Raw genomic sequence first — 13471 nt, 5'->3', positions numbered from 1 at the left:
GATGTTCAGCAAGAAGCGTCTGGCGGCCGCAGCGGCCGTCGCCACCAGCGCAGCGCTGGTACTCGCCGGCTGCGCCGGCGGAGGCAGCCCCGAGGGCGAGCCCACGTACGACCCCGACGAGAAGGTCACGCTCGACCTGGCGTTCTGGGGCAACGACGTCCGCGCCGATCTCTACAACCAGGCGATCGAGGCGTTCAACGAGGAGTACCCGAACATCACGGTGAACGCGACGTTCCTCGGGTTCCCGGAGTTCTGGGAGAAGCGCCAGACCGAGGCCGCCGGCGGCGGACTCCCCGACGTCATGCAGTTCGACTACTCGTACCTGCGTCAGTACTCGGAGAACGGCCTGCTGCTCGACCTCGAGCCCTACCTCGGCTCGGTCATCGACACCGAGCCGCTCTCCGAGAACATCCTCGGCATCGGCGTCGTCGATGACACGACCTACGGCATCACCACCTCGACCAACGCGTGGGGCGTCTTCACCAACCCCCAGCTGCTCGAGACCGCAGGCGTCGAGGAGTTCCCCGGGGGCGACTGGGAGGACTACGACGAGTGGATGGGCGAGATCACCGATGCCGGCGCGGGTGAGTTCTGGGGCGGGTCCGACTGGACGGGGCGCATCCAGAACTTCGAGCTGCAGCTGCGCAGCGAGGGCAAGAACCTGTTCGACGAAGACGGCACGCCCGGCTTCGACGAAGACCGTCTGAAGGAGTTCTGGGAGGCCGGAGACGACATCCGCGACGGAGTCGTCGTTCCGCAGCAGGTCGTCGAGGAGCTCAACCCCCTCACCGCGTTCGACGCCGCGAAGAACGCCAGCGAGCTGACGTGGGACAACTTCGGTGCGGGCTACCTCGCCAACCTCGGCGAGAGCTACACCGAGCTCGGCCTCGTCGCCCCGCCGGTCACGAAGGAGGGCGCGAAGGATCTGTACCTGAAGCCCTCGATGCTGCACACGATCTCGGCCAAGACCGAGCACCCGGAGGCGGCGGCGACGCTCGTCAACTTCCTGGTCAACTCGCCCGAGTCCGGCGAGATCTTCGGCACCAACCGTGGCCTCCCCGCATCCGAGACCGCTCTCGAGGCCGCAGAGCTCGATCCCATGAGCCAGCTCGTCAAGGACTACGAGGAGTCGATCGCCGACCGCCTCGGCGACGCCCCGCCCGTGCCGATCGTCGGCTACGGCACCCTCGAGGAGAAGTTCCGGGTGCTGGGCACCGAGCTGAACTTCGGCACCACGACGGTCGACGAGGCCGTGACGCAGTTCTTCTCCGAGATGGACGTCGTCCTCAACCAGTGATCCCGTCGGTGGGCCGGGTGGCATCCGCCCGGCCCACCGCATCCCATCCACTTCGGAAGGAGCTGTCATGAGCACGACGGCGACCAGGACGATCGTCACGGGCAAGAAGTCCGGGCGAGGGCGGGCGCTGCGCAGCGGCCGCCGCCCCGAGAACGAACTCGCGCGGCCGGGCCAGCGCGCACGTCTGCGGCGTGAGACGGCGACCGGCTATGCGTTCCTCACCCCGTGGCTCATCGGCTTCTTCGGTCTCACCGCCGTGCCGATGATCTACTCCCTGTACCTCTCCTTCACGAAGTACAACATCTTCCAGCCGCCCAAGTGGATCGGGCTGGACAACTACATCCGACTCTTCACGAGCGACCCGAACTTCATCCAGTCGGCGCAGATCACGCTCGTCTACGTCTTCATCGGCACTCCGATCACCCTCGCGGCCGCTCTCGGCGTCGCGATGCTCCTGAACTACCGCGACAAGGGCGCAGGCTTCTTCCGCTCCGCCTTCTACGCGCCGTCGCTCATCGGCGGCTCGGTCTCGGTCGCCATCGTGTGGCGGGCCATGTTCTCCTCCGACGGTCCGGTCGACAGCGGTCTGCAGATCTTCGGCGTCGATCTCGGCGGATGGATCGGCAACCCGAGCCTCGTGCTCCCGATGATGATCCTGCTCGCCGTCTGGCAGTTCGGAGCCACGATGGTGATCTTCCTCGCGGGTCTCAAGCAGATCCCCAAGGAGCTGTACGAGGCCGCGGAAATGGACGGCGCGAACGCCTACCGTCGGTTCCGCGCGGTGACGATCCCGATGCTCTCCCCGGTGATGTTCTTCAACCTGCTGCTCGGTCTCATCGGCGCGTTCCAGGTGTTCGCCTCGGCGTACATCATCTCGAACGGCACCGGCGGCCCCGCCGGCATGACGAACTTCATCACCGTGTACCTGTACAAGCGAGGGTTCTCCGACGGACAGATGGGCTACGCGGCCGCGATCGCGTGGGTCCTGCTCGTCGTCGTCGCGATCATCGCCTTCATCCTCTTCCGCACTCAGAGGTCGTGGGTGCACTACTCGGGAGACGACAAATGAGCACCTCCAATCAGGCGACCACGTCCGGCGCCGCATCCACTCCGGTCTTCGCCGCGCAGCAGACGACGCCCGTCGGTCCGCCCGCCCCGCGTCGCCGCATCAAGCGCAAGACCTGGCAGACCGTCATCTGGTTCATCGGTCTCCTCGTGCTCACCGCGGTGGTGCTCTACCCGCTGCTGTGGCTGTTCCTGTCGACGTTCAAGCCGAACTCCGAGTTCGGTCAGAACCCCGGTCTGCTGCCGCAGGCGCCGACGCTCGACAACTACGGCAAGGTCATGGAGGGCATCGCCGGAGTGCCGATGTGGCGCTTCTTCCTGAACTCGCTGATCCTCGCGGTCTCGGCCGTCGTCGGCACGGTGCTCTCGTCGGCGCTCGCCGCCTACGCCTTCGCACGAGTGCAGTTCAAGGGACTCGGCGTGCTGTTCGCCGCGATGATCGGCACGCTGCTGCTGCCGTTCCACGTCGTGATCATCCCGCAGTACATCATCTTCAACCAGCTCGGATGGGTCGACACCTTCATCCCGCTGATCCTGCCGAAGTTCCTCGCCACCGAGGCGTTCTTCGTCTTCCTTCTCGTGCAGTTCATCCGCCAGATGCCCCGGGACATGGATGAAGCGGCGCGCATCGACGGAGCAGGCCACCTGCGGATCTTCTGGTCGATCATCCTGCCGCTCATCAAGCCCGCCCTGATCACCTGCGCGATCTTCTCGTTCATCTGGGCGTGGAACGACTTCCTCGGCCCGCTGCTCTACCTGACGAGCCCCGAGAACTACCCGCTGCCGATCGCGCTGCGCCTCTACAACGACCAGACCTCGTCGTCCGACTACGGCGCGACGGTCACGGCGTCGTTCGTGGCGCTCGTGCCGGTGCTGCTGTTCTTCGTGGTCTTCCAGCGCTTCCTCGTCGACGGAGTCGCCACGCAGGGACTGAAGGGCTAGTCATGTCGGTCATCAACGCAGAGCGTCGGGCGCACCGGGCGGCGAAGCGCGAGGCGCGGTCGGGCGCCGGCCCCACGGTCGCCGGTGTCGAGCCCGGGGTCAACCCCGGAGCGACCGCCAAGTTCGGTCTGTTCGGAGAGGTGCTCACGGTCGGGCTGCTGATGACGATCATCGCCCTCGGCGTCGTCACGCTGCCGATCGCCCTGGCCGCCGGCATCCGTCACCTGCGTCGCTTCGTCGCCGCGGAGGACTCGCGCACGGCCCTGTTCTGGGACGACGTGCGCACCGGCATCCTGCCCTCCCTCCGCGTCGGGGTGCCGGCGGCGCTGATCGCCGCCGTGCTCACGGTCGACGTCGTGCTCGCGGGCTCGGGCGCACTGCCCGGTGGCGAGATCATCGCGGTCATCGGCTGGGCGGGGCTGCTCGCTCTCGCGGTCGCCGTGCTGCTCGCCGCCGGCGCCTGGTCGCCGACGACCGGGTGGACCGCCGCGGTCCGCGCGGTGCCGGGGATGATCACAGCGGATGCCGCCGGAGCCGCGTACATCGCGGCCGCGGCCGTCTTCACCGGCGTCGTGACCTGGGCGCTCGCGCCCCTGTTCATCGCGGGCATCGGCTGCGCGGCGCTCGCCGTCGTCGCGGTTCCGGGGCGTCGTCGGCGCGGAGTTCACCCCGCGGAATGAGAAGGTAGTCGTGGCGCACGCGCGGACGGACGGAGGCAGGCCATGGCGGTAGGGGTGAAGGACGTGGCGGCTGCGGCCGGCGTCTCGGTCGGCACCGTCTCGAACGTGCTCAATCAGCCCGAGCGCGTGTCCGCCAAGACGGTCGAGCGCGTGCAGCGGGTGATCCAGGAACTCGGCTTCGTGCGCAACGACGCCGCCAGGCAGCTGCGCGCGGGTCGCAGCCGCAGCATCGGACTCGTGGTGCCCGACATCGGCAACCCGTTCTTCGCCGAGGTCGTGCGCGGCGCGGAGGACCGGGCAGCGGATGCCGGCATGACGGTGCTGCTCGGCAACAGCGACGAGCGAGACGAGCGCCAGGTCGCGCACCTCGAGCTCTTCCAGGAGCAGCGGGTCAACGGCGTGCTGCTCACACCCGCCACCGACGACCTCTCGGCCGTGCATCGATTCGCCGCGGGCGGCATGCCGGTGATCCTCGTCGACCGCGAGGTGGAGGAGGGGCTGCTGCCGTCGGTCTCGGTCGATGACGTCGAAGGCGGACGCCTGGCTGCCGATCACCTGCTGGCTTCGGGACGTCGCCGGCTGGCATTCGTCGGAGGACCGCAGTCGGTGCAGCAGGTCGCCGATCGTCTGCGCGGCGTGCAGGCGGCCGTCGCCGCTCACCCCGATGTCACTCTCGAGATCTTCGAGCAGTCCGCGCTCACGGTGCTCCAGGGCAGGGCTGCGGGCGAGGCCATCGCGGCGCGTGGGCCTGAATCGCGCCCGGATGCCGTCTTCGCCGCGAACGACCTGCTCGCCGTCGGGCTGCTGCAGGCGTTCAGCTTCGGCTCCGGCATCCGTGTGCCCCAGGACATCACCATGGTCGGCTATGACGACATCGACTTCGCCTCGGCGACCGTCGTGCCGCTGAGCTCCGTGCGCCAGCCGGCCAGGCTGCTCGGCTGGACCGGGGTGGATCTGCTGCTGAAGGAGCTCGACGGCGTCGAGCACGACCGTCGCGTGCGGTTCCAGCCCGAACTCGTGGTGCGCGAATCGAGCGCCGGCTGAGGGATCGTCTGGGGTCACGCGCCGTCACCCGTGCCGTGTGCATGACCGGAGCACGGATGCGGGAGCATCCGTCGGGTCTCGTCCTGCAGATGTGCTTTCGTCCTGCAGGCGGCCCGGCCGAGGACCCTGAGCCCCGATTCGTTCCAGCCACGGGAACCCGTTATGATTGCAAGGTGCATCCGCTCTTCACGGTTCGGATGCCTGGAGACGTCGCATAGTCCGGCCGAGTGCACCACCCTGCTAAGGTGGAGTCCCCTCACGGGGACCAGGGGTTCAAATCCCCTCGTCTCCGCAGAAAGAATCCCTGCCTCGGCAGGGATTTTCTGTTCTCAGGCGCTGACTCCGAGTTCCTGAGCCGCGATGGCATCCGCGAGGTACGACGCCGTGGTGCTTCCGCTCGCGGAGGCGACGGAACGCGGAGTTCCCTGCGCCACGACAGTGCCGCCGAGCTCTCCGGCTCCCGGTCCCATGTCGATCACCCAGTCGGCCTGTGCGACCACGCGCATGTCGTGCTCGACCATCACGACCGTGTTGCCGGCGTCGACGAGATGCTGAAGATGGACGAGCAGCCGATCGGTGTCCGACGGATGCAGTCCTGAGGTGGGCTCATCGAGCAGGTAGAGGGTGTCGCCGTGCTGGGCGCGCCGCAGTTCGGACGCCAGCTTCACGCGCTGCGCCTCGCCGCCGGAGAGCTCGGTCGCCGACTGGCCCAGCGGCAGATACCCGAGCCCCACGTCGAGGAGGGCATCGAGGTGTCGCGCGACGTCGGCATCGTCCTCGAAGAGGACACGCGCGTCCTTCACGCTCAGGGCGAGGACGTCGGCGATGGTGTGCCCGTGGAGCTCGATCTCGAGGGTCTCCGGGTTGTAGCGCGTGCCGCCGCAGGTGCCGCAGGGGGCGTGGACGGTGGGGAGGAAGAGCAGCTCGACCTCGACCGTGCCCTCGCCCTTGCAGGTGGGGCATCGCCCGCTCGCCAGGTTGAACGAGAAGCGGCTCGCGGCGTAGCGCCTCCGACGTGCTTCCGGTGTCGCGGCGAACAGCGCGCGGACGCGGTCGAAGAGCCCGGTGTACGTCGCCACGTTCGATCGAGAGGTGCGGCCGATCGGCTTCTGACTGACCTGCACCACGCGTCGCACGCGGTCGGCGGGGCCGGAGGCGCGACCCGTCGTGTGGGCGATCGGTGCGGAGAACAGCGGATCAGCTGCTGCGCTGCCCTGCTCTTCCCTCGTCGACGTGTCGGTCGACGAGCCGTCCACCTCGCTGGAGAGGCTGCTCTGCAGCAGGTCGGGCAGGGCCTGGGTGACGAGAGACGACTTGCCCGAACCGGAGACGCCCGTGACGGCGGTGAGGCAGCCGAGGGGGATCGACACCGAGACGCTGCGGAGATTGTTCCGCGAGACGTCGACGAGCACGAGTTCGGCATCGGGCTCGCGAGGGGCCCGCGGCTGTGCCGTCGGCTGCTCGGCCCGCAGGTCGTCGGCGAACAGATATCGTCTCGTCTGGGAGCGTTCCGCGTCCCGCAGCCCGTCGATCGGGCCGGAATAGACGACCTCACCGCCGGTGGATCCCGCTCCGGGGCCGATGTCGACGATCCAGTCCGCATGCCGGATCACGTCGAGGGAGTGCTCGACGAAGAAGACCGTGTTTCCGGAGTCTTGCAACGAGCGGAGGATGCGCACGAGCGCTTCGCCGTCGGCGGGGTGGAGGCCGGCAGACGGCTCGTCGAGCACGAACATGACCCCGAACAGCTGTGACAGCACCTGGGTCGCGAGCCGCATACGCTGCAGCTCACCCGACGAGAGCGTCGGGGTCGAGCGATCCAGCGAGAGGTAGCCCAGACCGAGCTCGATGATGGGGGAGATCCGATCGCGCAGCTCGTCGACCAGCCGATGCGCCGCGAGCTTCTTCTCGGGTGGGAGCGCTTCGCCACCGGCGCCGGGGGCATCCGTTCCGTTGCCGGAGGAGTCGAGTGCCGTCTCGAGGAGTGCCTCGAGGTCCGCGAGTGGCATCGCGGCCATCTCGGTGATGTCGAGACCGGCGAACGTCACGGCGAGCGCCTCGGGCTTCAGGCGGCGTCCGTCGCACATCGGGCAGCGGACGCTGACCATGAAGCTCGCCGCCTTCTCGCGCATCTTCGCGCTCTTCGAGTTGGCGAAGGTGTTGAGCACGTACTGCCTCACGCCGACGAACGTGCTCATGTACGAGGGCTCGATGCCGGCCGCGACGGCTTTGCGCACCTGCGCCGGGCCGCGGTCGGTGAACACCGGAACCTGAGGCGACTCCTCGGTGTAGAGCACCCACTGACGCTGCTTCTCAGGCAGATCGCGCCACGGGATGTCGATGTCGTAGCCGAGCGATATCAGGCTGTCGATGAGCTGCTTGCCGTGCCAGGCGCGCGGCCAGGCGTCGAGCGCACGGTCGCGGATCGACAGCGACTCGTCGGGGACCATGAGGTGCAGCGGCACGTCGTACACCTGCCCGATCCCGTGGCAGCGCGGGCACGCGCCCTGCACGGTGTTCGCGGAGAAGTCCTCGGCGAACAGCGGCTCCGCCCCACTGGGGTATGTGCCCACTCGCGAGAACAGCATGCGGATGACGTTGCCGATCGACGTGGCGCTGCCGACGGTCGATCGAGCGCTTCCCGCGGTGCGCTGCTGGGGGAGGGCCACCGCCGGAGGCAGCCCGCCGATGGCGTCGACGTCGGGGATGTCGACCTGGCTCATCAGGCGCCTCGCGTAGGGCGCCACCGACTCGAAGTACCGACGCTGCGCCTCGGCGTACAACGTGCCGAATGCGAGGGAGCTCTTGCCCGAGCCGGAGACGCCGGTGAAGGCCACGAGGGCGTCGCGGGGTATCGCGACGCTCACGTCGCGAAGATTGTGCACCCGTGCTCCGGTCACGACGATGGCGTTCGACGTGCCGGACAGCTTCGACGGTGGGGTCCCGCCCATCATGGACCTCTTCTCGTTTCCCGCGGGGAGCGGGGGTGAATGCGATGATCGCCGTCTCTCCGTCACGCTACCCCGACCGTCGGACTTCGTCGGTGTGGTTGACAGCGGTCGGTCGGGCCTGCGAGCGCGGACGCCCGTATGCCGGCGCAGCATGCATCGGAGTCCTGGTCCCGCTGTGCGAGAAAGCGCTATCCTGAAGCTCTTCCCGCCTCGGATCCAGGAGCGTCCCTCATGCCCATCGCCGCCGATGACCCCCGCCTGACGCATGCCTACGAGGCTGCGGCCACCCGCTACACCGACGTGCCGTTCCAGCGCGCAGGCTCCAGCGGGGTGAAGCTGCCGAAGGTGTCGCTCGGACTCTGGCAGAACTTCGGTCGCGACCGCACCTTCGACAGTCAGCGCGAGATCGTGCTGCACGCGTTCGACCGCGGTGTCGTGCACATCGACCTCGCGAACAACTACGGTCCGCCGTACGGGTCCGCCGAGTCGACGTTCGGGGCCGTTCTCGACAGCGGGCTCGCCCGCTACCGAGACGAGCTGTTCGTCACGACCAAGGCCGGCTACGACATGTGGCCGGGGCCGTTCGGCGACGGCGGATCGCGCAAGTACCTCATGCGCTCGCTCGAGCAGAGTCTGCAGCGCATGGACACCGACTACGTCGACGTGTTCTACTCGCACCGCCCCGACCCCGAGACCCCGCTGGAGGAGACGGTCACGGCGCTCGCCGACATCGTGCGCAGCGGCAAGGCGCTGTACGTGGGCATCTCGAACTACCCGGCCGAGCTGGCGCGTCGCGCGTATCAGCTGCTCGCGGATCAGGGCGTGAGGCTGCTGCTGCACCAGCCGCGGTACTCGCTGTTCGACCGCACTCCCGAGGCCGAGCTGTTCCCGGCGCTGCGTGAGCTGGAGATCGGCAGCGCCGTGTTCTCGCCGCTCGCGCAGGGCCTGCTCACCGGCAAGTACATCGACGGTGACGTCCCGGCCGACTCGCGTGCCGCGAACAGCCATTTCCTGAACGGGTCCGCGCTCACCGACAGTTACCTCGAGCGCATCCGCGGCATCGACCGCGTCGCGAAGGACGCGGGCCTCTCGATTCCCCAGCTCGCCGTGGCGTGGGTGCTGCGGGACTCCGTGGTGACCACCGCGATCATCGGAGCATCGCGCACGGGCCAGATCGACGACGCGGTGGCGGCCAGCCAGGTCGAGCTCTCCGACGACGTCGTCACCGCTCTCGAGGAGTTCGCTGCGGCGCCCGGCGCCAGCGTCGTCTGACTTTTTCCCTGGCGCTGCGTAATATTCCGGGCGGCAGCGAGTCTGTCTAGTGGGGGCCCCTGTCACAGGGGGCGTACACAACGGACCTGGGGAGCACCAATGACCATCGCCCACGCGGATCCACGGACGCACCACTGGACCCATCGCGGTGCCGTGCCGCTGCCCGAACTTGCCTTCCAGCACATCCTCGGGGCGATCCTGCGGGGGGACTATCGGTCGGGCGACACGCTCAACACGATGCGCTTCGCCCGAGAGCTCGACATGTCGCTCAACCCGATTCGCGAAGCGATCATCCGGCTGCGTGACATCGGACTGGTCGAGGTCACTCCCGCGCGCTACACCAAGGTCGCGGACCTCACCGCACGCGAGTCGCGTGCCGTCATCAGCTACGCCGGCGTGCTCGCGGGGACGGCGCTCCGCACGGCGCTGCCCACGGCCGCGGAAGGCGTCCGCTCCGATCTCGCGGCGTATGCCGAGGAGATCGGTCGCGCGCAGGCCGCAGCCGACCGCGACGCCGCGGCCATCGCGTTCCTCACCGCCGTCGACGATCTCGTGCGGCATCCGCGACAGGCGATGCACCTGGTCGAGGCCACGATCCTCGCTCAATGCGCGCTGCAGTTCTCCGAGACTGTACCCGGAGACGACGCGACACCCGGGCTGGTCGCTGCGGCCGAAGCCGTCGCCCACGCGATCCGTGCGGAAGATCCGGATGCCGTCGAAGGGGCCGTCCGCGCGCTCTTCGAGCACCTCGCCTAGGCGGCCTCCCCGCCTGACCCGTCGCTAGAGTCGGATGCATGACTGCGACGACGGTGCTGTTCATCGGTGGAACCGGAATCATCTCCTCGGCGGCGAGTGCGCTCGCGGCGTCCCGGGGGATGGAGGTCACTCTGCTGAATCGCGGACAGTCGCAGCGCGAGCCCGCTGACGGCGTCGAGGTGCTGACGGCGGATGTGTCGGATGCAGCAGCGGTCGACGCCGCCCTCGCCGGTCGTGAGTTCGATGTCGTCGCCGACATGATCGCCTTCACGCCGGATCAGGTGCAGCGGGACATCGAGCGCTTCGAGGGCCGGACGGGACAGTACGTCTTCATCAGTTCGGCATCCGCCTACCAGAAGCCGGTCTCTCGTCTTCCGATCACCGAGTCCACACCGCTGCGCAATCCGTACTGGCAGTACTCGCGCGACAAGATCGCCTGCGAGGACCTGCTGACCGCCGCGTACCGGGATCGCGGATTCCCGGTCACGGTGCTGCGGCCTTCGCACACCTACGACAAGTGGACGATCCCGGCGTTCGGAGGGTGGACGGCGATCGACCGCATCCGCCGGGGTGAGGAGATCATCGTCCACGGCGACGGCACGTCGCTGTGGACGCTCACGCACTCGAGCGACTTCGCGGTCGGCTTCGCGGGGCTGCTCGGCAACCCGCTCGCCAACGGCGACACCTTCCAGATCACGAGCGACTTCGTCTACACCTGGAACGAGATCTACGCGATCCTCGGTCGCGCGGCGGGAGCAGAGCCGAAGATCCGGTACGCCACGAGTGCGGCGATCGAGGATGCCGCACCCGACCGCGCCGGGCAGCTCACGGGTGACATGGCGCACTCCGTCGTCTTCGACAACACCAAGGTCCGCCGCCTCGTGCCGGACTTCGCCCCGCTCGTGCCACTGCACACCGCGGCGCGCGAGATCATCGACTGGCACGACGCGCATCCCGAGCTGCAGCGAGTCGACCCGGCCGTGAACGAGCTCTTCGACTCGCTCCTCGCCTGAGAGCGGCGCTCAGCCGGCGGCGAGCACGGCGAGGACGTTGCCGGCGGGGTCCGTGAACCAGGCGATGTCGGGCCCTCGATCGGGACCGCCTCGCAGGATGCCCTTCTCATCGGTGGCGAACTCCGAGTCGTCGTAGATCTTGGTCACGACGCCCCGCTCGTTGAGCTCGTCGACGGCTGCTTCGACGTCGTCCACCGGGAAGTTCAGGATCGTGAAGCTCGCGGGCTCATGGTTCGGCTTGCCGTAGACGAGGATCGATCCGCCGTCGGGCAGGCTGATGTCGAGGAACCCCATGGCATTGGTGGTGACGTCCATGCCGAGGGTGTCGCCGTAGAAGGAGCGGGCGGCGTCGATGTCGTCGACGCTGAACCCGCTGAACGCGTGTGTGGTCTGAAAGGCGGTCATGCCCTCAGCATGCGCCGCTCGCCCCGCGGTGTCCAGACCCTAGGGGTGCACCTGGTTGAGGAGATCATCGCCCGCGAGGAGGCGGGTCACATTCTGGTCGACCAGGCGTGCCGCTCCGACCGGACGGTTGCCGGCGATGTGAGGGGTGATGAGCAGGTTCGGTGCGTCCCACAGCACGTCGGATGCCGGAAGCGGCTCGGACTTCGCGACATCGATCGCCGCGGCGCGCAGCTGTCCCGACTCCAGCGCCGCGATCAGCGCAGCCTCGTCGACGGTCACACCACGACCGACGTTCACGAACACCGCGCCTGGCTTGAGCGCGAAGAAGAGCTCGGCGTCGAACAGGTCGGCGGTCTCGTCGGTGGCGGGCAGGATCGAGACGAGCACGTCGGTGTCAGCCAGCACGGCGGCTGCATCGGCATCCGAGTGCACCCGATACCCGGATCGCTCTCCGGCGGTGCGGGCGATGCCCTGCACCTCCGCGCCGAGTGCGGTGAGGAACGGCGCGAGCGTCGAGGCGATCGAACCGAATCCCCAGATGGTCACGCGCGCGCCGGACAGCGTGTAGAGCGCGCGAGTGGGTGCGGCGCTCTGCTCCTCGTTGAACGCCTCGTCCCAGACGTGCTCGCGCTGCGCGTCGCGCAGCCGGTCGAGACGTCGAACGGCGCTCAGGATCAGGGTCAGCGCATGCTCGGCGACGGGTCCGTCATGCAGCGAGCGACCGGAGCAGATGCGCACGTCGGCGCCGAACCCGGCGTTGAGAACCGCATCCGCGCCGGAGGCGAGGGCCTGGACGAGACGCAGGCGGGGCAGTGCGCGGGCGGCTTCCCGGAGCCACGACGAGGAGTTGTGCCAGACGACGAGCGCTTCGGCGTCACGGTGCTCGGCGGGAATCTCGGCGTCGATGTCGTAGACGACGGTCTCGACGTCTGCGGTCACCGGCAGCTCGATGGTGTTCGGGATCAGGATCTTCATGTGCGCCTCCAGGTCTCGGCGGTCAGTGGGGAGAATCGGTCGACTCGCGCCAGATGACGGTCAGCAGACCGTCGGGCTTCATCGGCTCATCGCCGCCGCGGACGGCTGCGATCAGACGGTGCATCGAGTAGGCGCCCAGTCTCTCGCGGTCCTGCGACACGCTCGTCAGCGACGGCACGAGGAACGCGCTCTGGGGGTGATCGTCCCACCCCGTGACGGCGACGTCGTCGGGCAGCGTCCATCCGCGTCGTGTCGCCGCTCGGATGGCTCCGGTCGCGATCACGTCGTTGGCGGCGATCACGGCGAGCGGCGGTGCGTCTGCGGGCAGCCTGTCGACGGCGGCCTCACCGGCGCTGCCGCTCCATTCCTCTCCGAACACACCGAGCGACTCGAGTCCGAGACGCTCGATCGCTTCGAGGTAGGCCGCGCGACGGGCTCGTGCCGACGGGAAGTCGTCGGGGCCGGCCAGATGCACGAATCTCCGATGTCCCTGTGCCGCGAGGCGTTCGATCATCTCGGTGATGGGTCGCGAATCGGTGAATGCGCCGGTCATGTGCATCGCGTCGTCGAACTCGCCGACCGAGAGCACGACGGGGCCGTCGGCGGGGGAGTCGGTGGCGGGCAGCGGCGTGAACGCGAGCACGCCCTCGTACTGCCCCGACCCGATGAGATCGGCGAGGCGATCGTCGCGCGCGGTCGCCTCCTCGGGCAGGCTCACCACCTCCACGACGTAGCCTGCCTCGCGCGCGGCGGAGATCGCGCCGGAGAGCAGAGTGAGCGGATTCATCGTGGCGATCGGCACGACGACGGCGAGGCGGCCGGTGCGCTGGGTGCGCATGGACCGGGCGGCCAGGTTGGGTCGGTAGTTCAGCTCGGATGCTGCGCGAAGCACCCGCTCGCGCGTCGCCTCGGAGATCCCCGGCCGCCCGGTGAAGACGAAAGAGACGGTGGACTGCGAGACCCCGGCGAGGTGGGCGACGTCGTGGCTGGTCGGGCGTTTCTCCACGGCATCCTCCTTTCCGGGCTTGACGTGGCGGGTGTCTGTCTCGATAGTATCTACTACGTCTTAGT

12 protein-coding genes and 1 tRNA gene are annotated in these 13471 nt (G+C 68.5%); 9 read left to right on the top strand and 4 right to left on the bottom strand.

All coding sequences use genetic code 11. The annotated features are described in order from the left end of the window. Position 1 precedes the first annotated feature (1 nt). The 6 genes from ACZZZQ_RS04240 to ACZZZQ_RS04215 all read left to right on the top strand — a co-directional run bounded on the left by ACZZZQ_RS04240 (position 2) and on the right by ACZZZQ_RS04215 (position 5320). A complete protein-coding gene (locus ACZZZQ_RS04240) occupies positions 2-1297 on the top strand; it encodes an ABC transporter substrate-binding protein (protein ID WP_053098762.1) in 1296 nt (431 codons plus the stop codon). A 67-nt stretch (positions 1298-1364) separates the two neighbouring features. Next, positions 1365-2366 carry a carbohydrate ABC transporter permease gene (locus ACZZZQ_RS04235; RefSeq protein WP_053098763.1) on the top strand — a complete coding sequence of 334 codons (1002 nt, stop codon included), beginning with the start codon at positions 1365-1367 and terminating at the stop codon, positions 2364-2366. Continuing rightward, complete coding sequence (locus tag ACZZZQ_RS04230) at positions 2363-3304, top strand: carbohydrate ABC transporter permease (RefSeq protein ID WP_053098764.1); 942 nt, start codon at positions 2363-2365, stop codon at positions 3302-3304. Before ACZZZQ_RS04235 ends, ACZZZQ_RS04230 begins: the two co-directional genes overlap by 4 nt. A 2-nt stretch (positions 3305-3306) precedes the next feature. Then, a complete protein-coding gene (locus tag ACZZZQ_RS04225; RefSeq protein ID WP_463506964.1) occupies positions 3307-3984 on the top strand; it encodes a hypothetical protein in 678 nt (225 codons plus the stop codon). A gap of 42 nt (positions 3985-4026) precedes the next feature. After that, the gene (locus tag ACZZZQ_RS04220; protein WP_463506963.1) at positions 4027-5028 is read left to right on the top strand and encodes a LacI family DNA-binding transcriptional regulator; all 1002 of its coding nucleotides are present in this window, start codon (positions 4027-4029) and stop codon (positions 5026-5028) included. A gap of 203 nt (positions 5029-5231) precedes the next feature. Next, positions 5232-5320 (top strand) — tRNA-Ser (locus ACZZZQ_RS04215). A gap of 37 nt (positions 5321-5357) precedes the next feature. Here ACZZZQ_RS04215 and ACZZZQ_RS04210 read toward each other — a convergent pair. Continuing rightward, positions 5358-7982 carry an excinuclease ABC subunit UvrA gene (locus ACZZZQ_RS04210; RefSeq protein ID WP_463506962.1) on the bottom strand — a complete coding sequence of 875 codons (2625 nt, stop codon included), beginning with the start codon at positions 7980-7982 and terminating at the stop codon, positions 5358-5360. Between the two features lie 228 nt (positions 7983-8210). Between ACZZZQ_RS04210 and ACZZZQ_RS04205 the strand changes: the two genes are divergently transcribed. From ACZZZQ_RS04205 to ACZZZQ_RS04195, 3 genes are all read left to right on the top strand, one after another. Further along, the gene (locus tag ACZZZQ_RS04205) at positions 8211-9251 is read left to right on the top strand and encodes an aldo/keto reductase (protein WP_463506961.1); all 1041 of its coding nucleotides are present in this window, start codon (positions 8211-8213) and stop codon (positions 9249-9251) included. Between the two features lie 99 nt (positions 9252-9350). Continuing rightward, entirely contained in the window at positions 9351-10007 is a 657-nt protein-coding gene (locus tag ACZZZQ_RS04200) for a GntR family transcriptional regulator (RefSeq protein ID WP_463506960.1), read from the top strand. 38 nt (positions 10008-10045) lie between these two features. After that, the gene (locus ACZZZQ_RS04195; protein WP_463506959.1) at positions 10046-11020 is read left to right on the top strand and encodes an NAD-dependent epimerase/dehydratase family protein; all 975 of its coding nucleotides are present in this window, start codon (positions 10046-10048) and stop codon (positions 11018-11020) included. A gap of 9 nt (positions 11021-11029) precedes the next feature. On the opposite strand, the gene ACZZZQ_RS04190 is transcribed toward ACZZZQ_RS04195, so the two are convergent. From ACZZZQ_RS04190 to ACZZZQ_RS04180, 3 genes are read right to left on the bottom strand one after another with little or no spacing between them, the layout of a single operon-like run. Beyond that, positions 11030-11425 carry a VOC family protein gene (locus ACZZZQ_RS04190; protein WP_053098770.1) on the bottom strand — a complete coding sequence of 132 codons (396 nt, stop codon included), beginning with the start codon at positions 11423-11425 and terminating at the stop codon, positions 11030-11032. Between the two features lie 39 nt (positions 11426-11464). Beyond that, positions 11465-12400: an NAD(P)-dependent oxidoreductase gene (locus tag ACZZZQ_RS04185; protein ID WP_463506958.1), complete on the bottom strand. Its 936-nt coding sequence runs from the start codon at positions 12398-12400 to the stop codon at positions 11465-11467. 22 nt (positions 12401-12422) lie between these two features. Next, positions 12423-13406, bottom strand: a complete 984-nt coding sequence (locus ACZZZQ_RS04180) for a LacI family DNA-binding transcriptional regulator (RefSeq protein ID WP_053098772.1) — start codon at positions 13404-13406, stop codon at positions 12423-12425. Between the last annotated feature and the right edge of the window lie 65 nt (positions 13407-13471).

This window comes from Microbacterium sp. AC132, from assembly GCF_979258525.1.
Note: the sequence above shows the minus strand (reverse complement) of the source record. Positions and strands in the feature narration are given on the sequence as shown.

Coding starts and splice junctions, on each gene's coding strand:
- ACZZZQ_RS04195 (WP_463506959.1), top strand. CDS start 10,046: ATGACTGCGACGACGGTGCTGTTCATCGGTGGAACCGGAATCATCTCC.
- ACZZZQ_RS04230 (WP_053098764.1), top strand. CDS start 2,363: ATGAGCACCTCCAATCAGGCGACCACGTCCGGCGCCGCATCCACTCCG.
- ACZZZQ_RS04205 (WP_463506961.1), top strand. CDS start 8,211: ATGCCCATCGCCGCCGATGACCCCCGCCTGACGCATGCCTACGAGGCT.
- ACZZZQ_RS04185 (WP_463506958.1), bottom strand. CDS start 12,400: ATGAAGATCCTGATCCCGAACACCATCGAGCTGCCGGTGACCGCAGAC.
- ACZZZQ_RS04210 (WP_463506962.1), bottom strand. CDS start 7,982: ATGATGGGCGGGACCCCACCGTCGAAGCTGTCCGGCACGTCGAACGCC.
- ACZZZQ_RS04225 (WP_463506964.1), top strand. CDS start 3,307: ATGTCGGTCATCAACGCAGAGCGTCGGGCGCACCGGGCGGCGAAGCGC.
- ACZZZQ_RS04200 (WP_463506960.1), top strand. CDS start 9,351: ATGACCATCGCCCACGCGGATCCACGGACGCACCACTGGACCCATCGC.
- ACZZZQ_RS04240 (WP_053098762.1), top strand. CDS start 2: ATGTTCAGCAAGAAGCGTCTGGCGGCCGCAGCGGCCGTCGCCACCAGC.
- ACZZZQ_RS04220 (WP_463506963.1), top strand. CDS start 4,027: ATGGCGGTAGGGGTGAAGGACGTGGCGGCTGCGGCCGGCGTCTCGGTC.
- ACZZZQ_RS04190 (WP_053098770.1), bottom strand. CDS start 11,425: ATGACCGCCTTTCAGACCACACACGCGTTCAGCGGGTTCAGCGTCGAC.
- ACZZZQ_RS04235 (WP_053098763.1), top strand. CDS start 1,365: ATGAGCACGACGGCGACCAGGACGATCGTCACGGGCAAGAAGTCCGGG.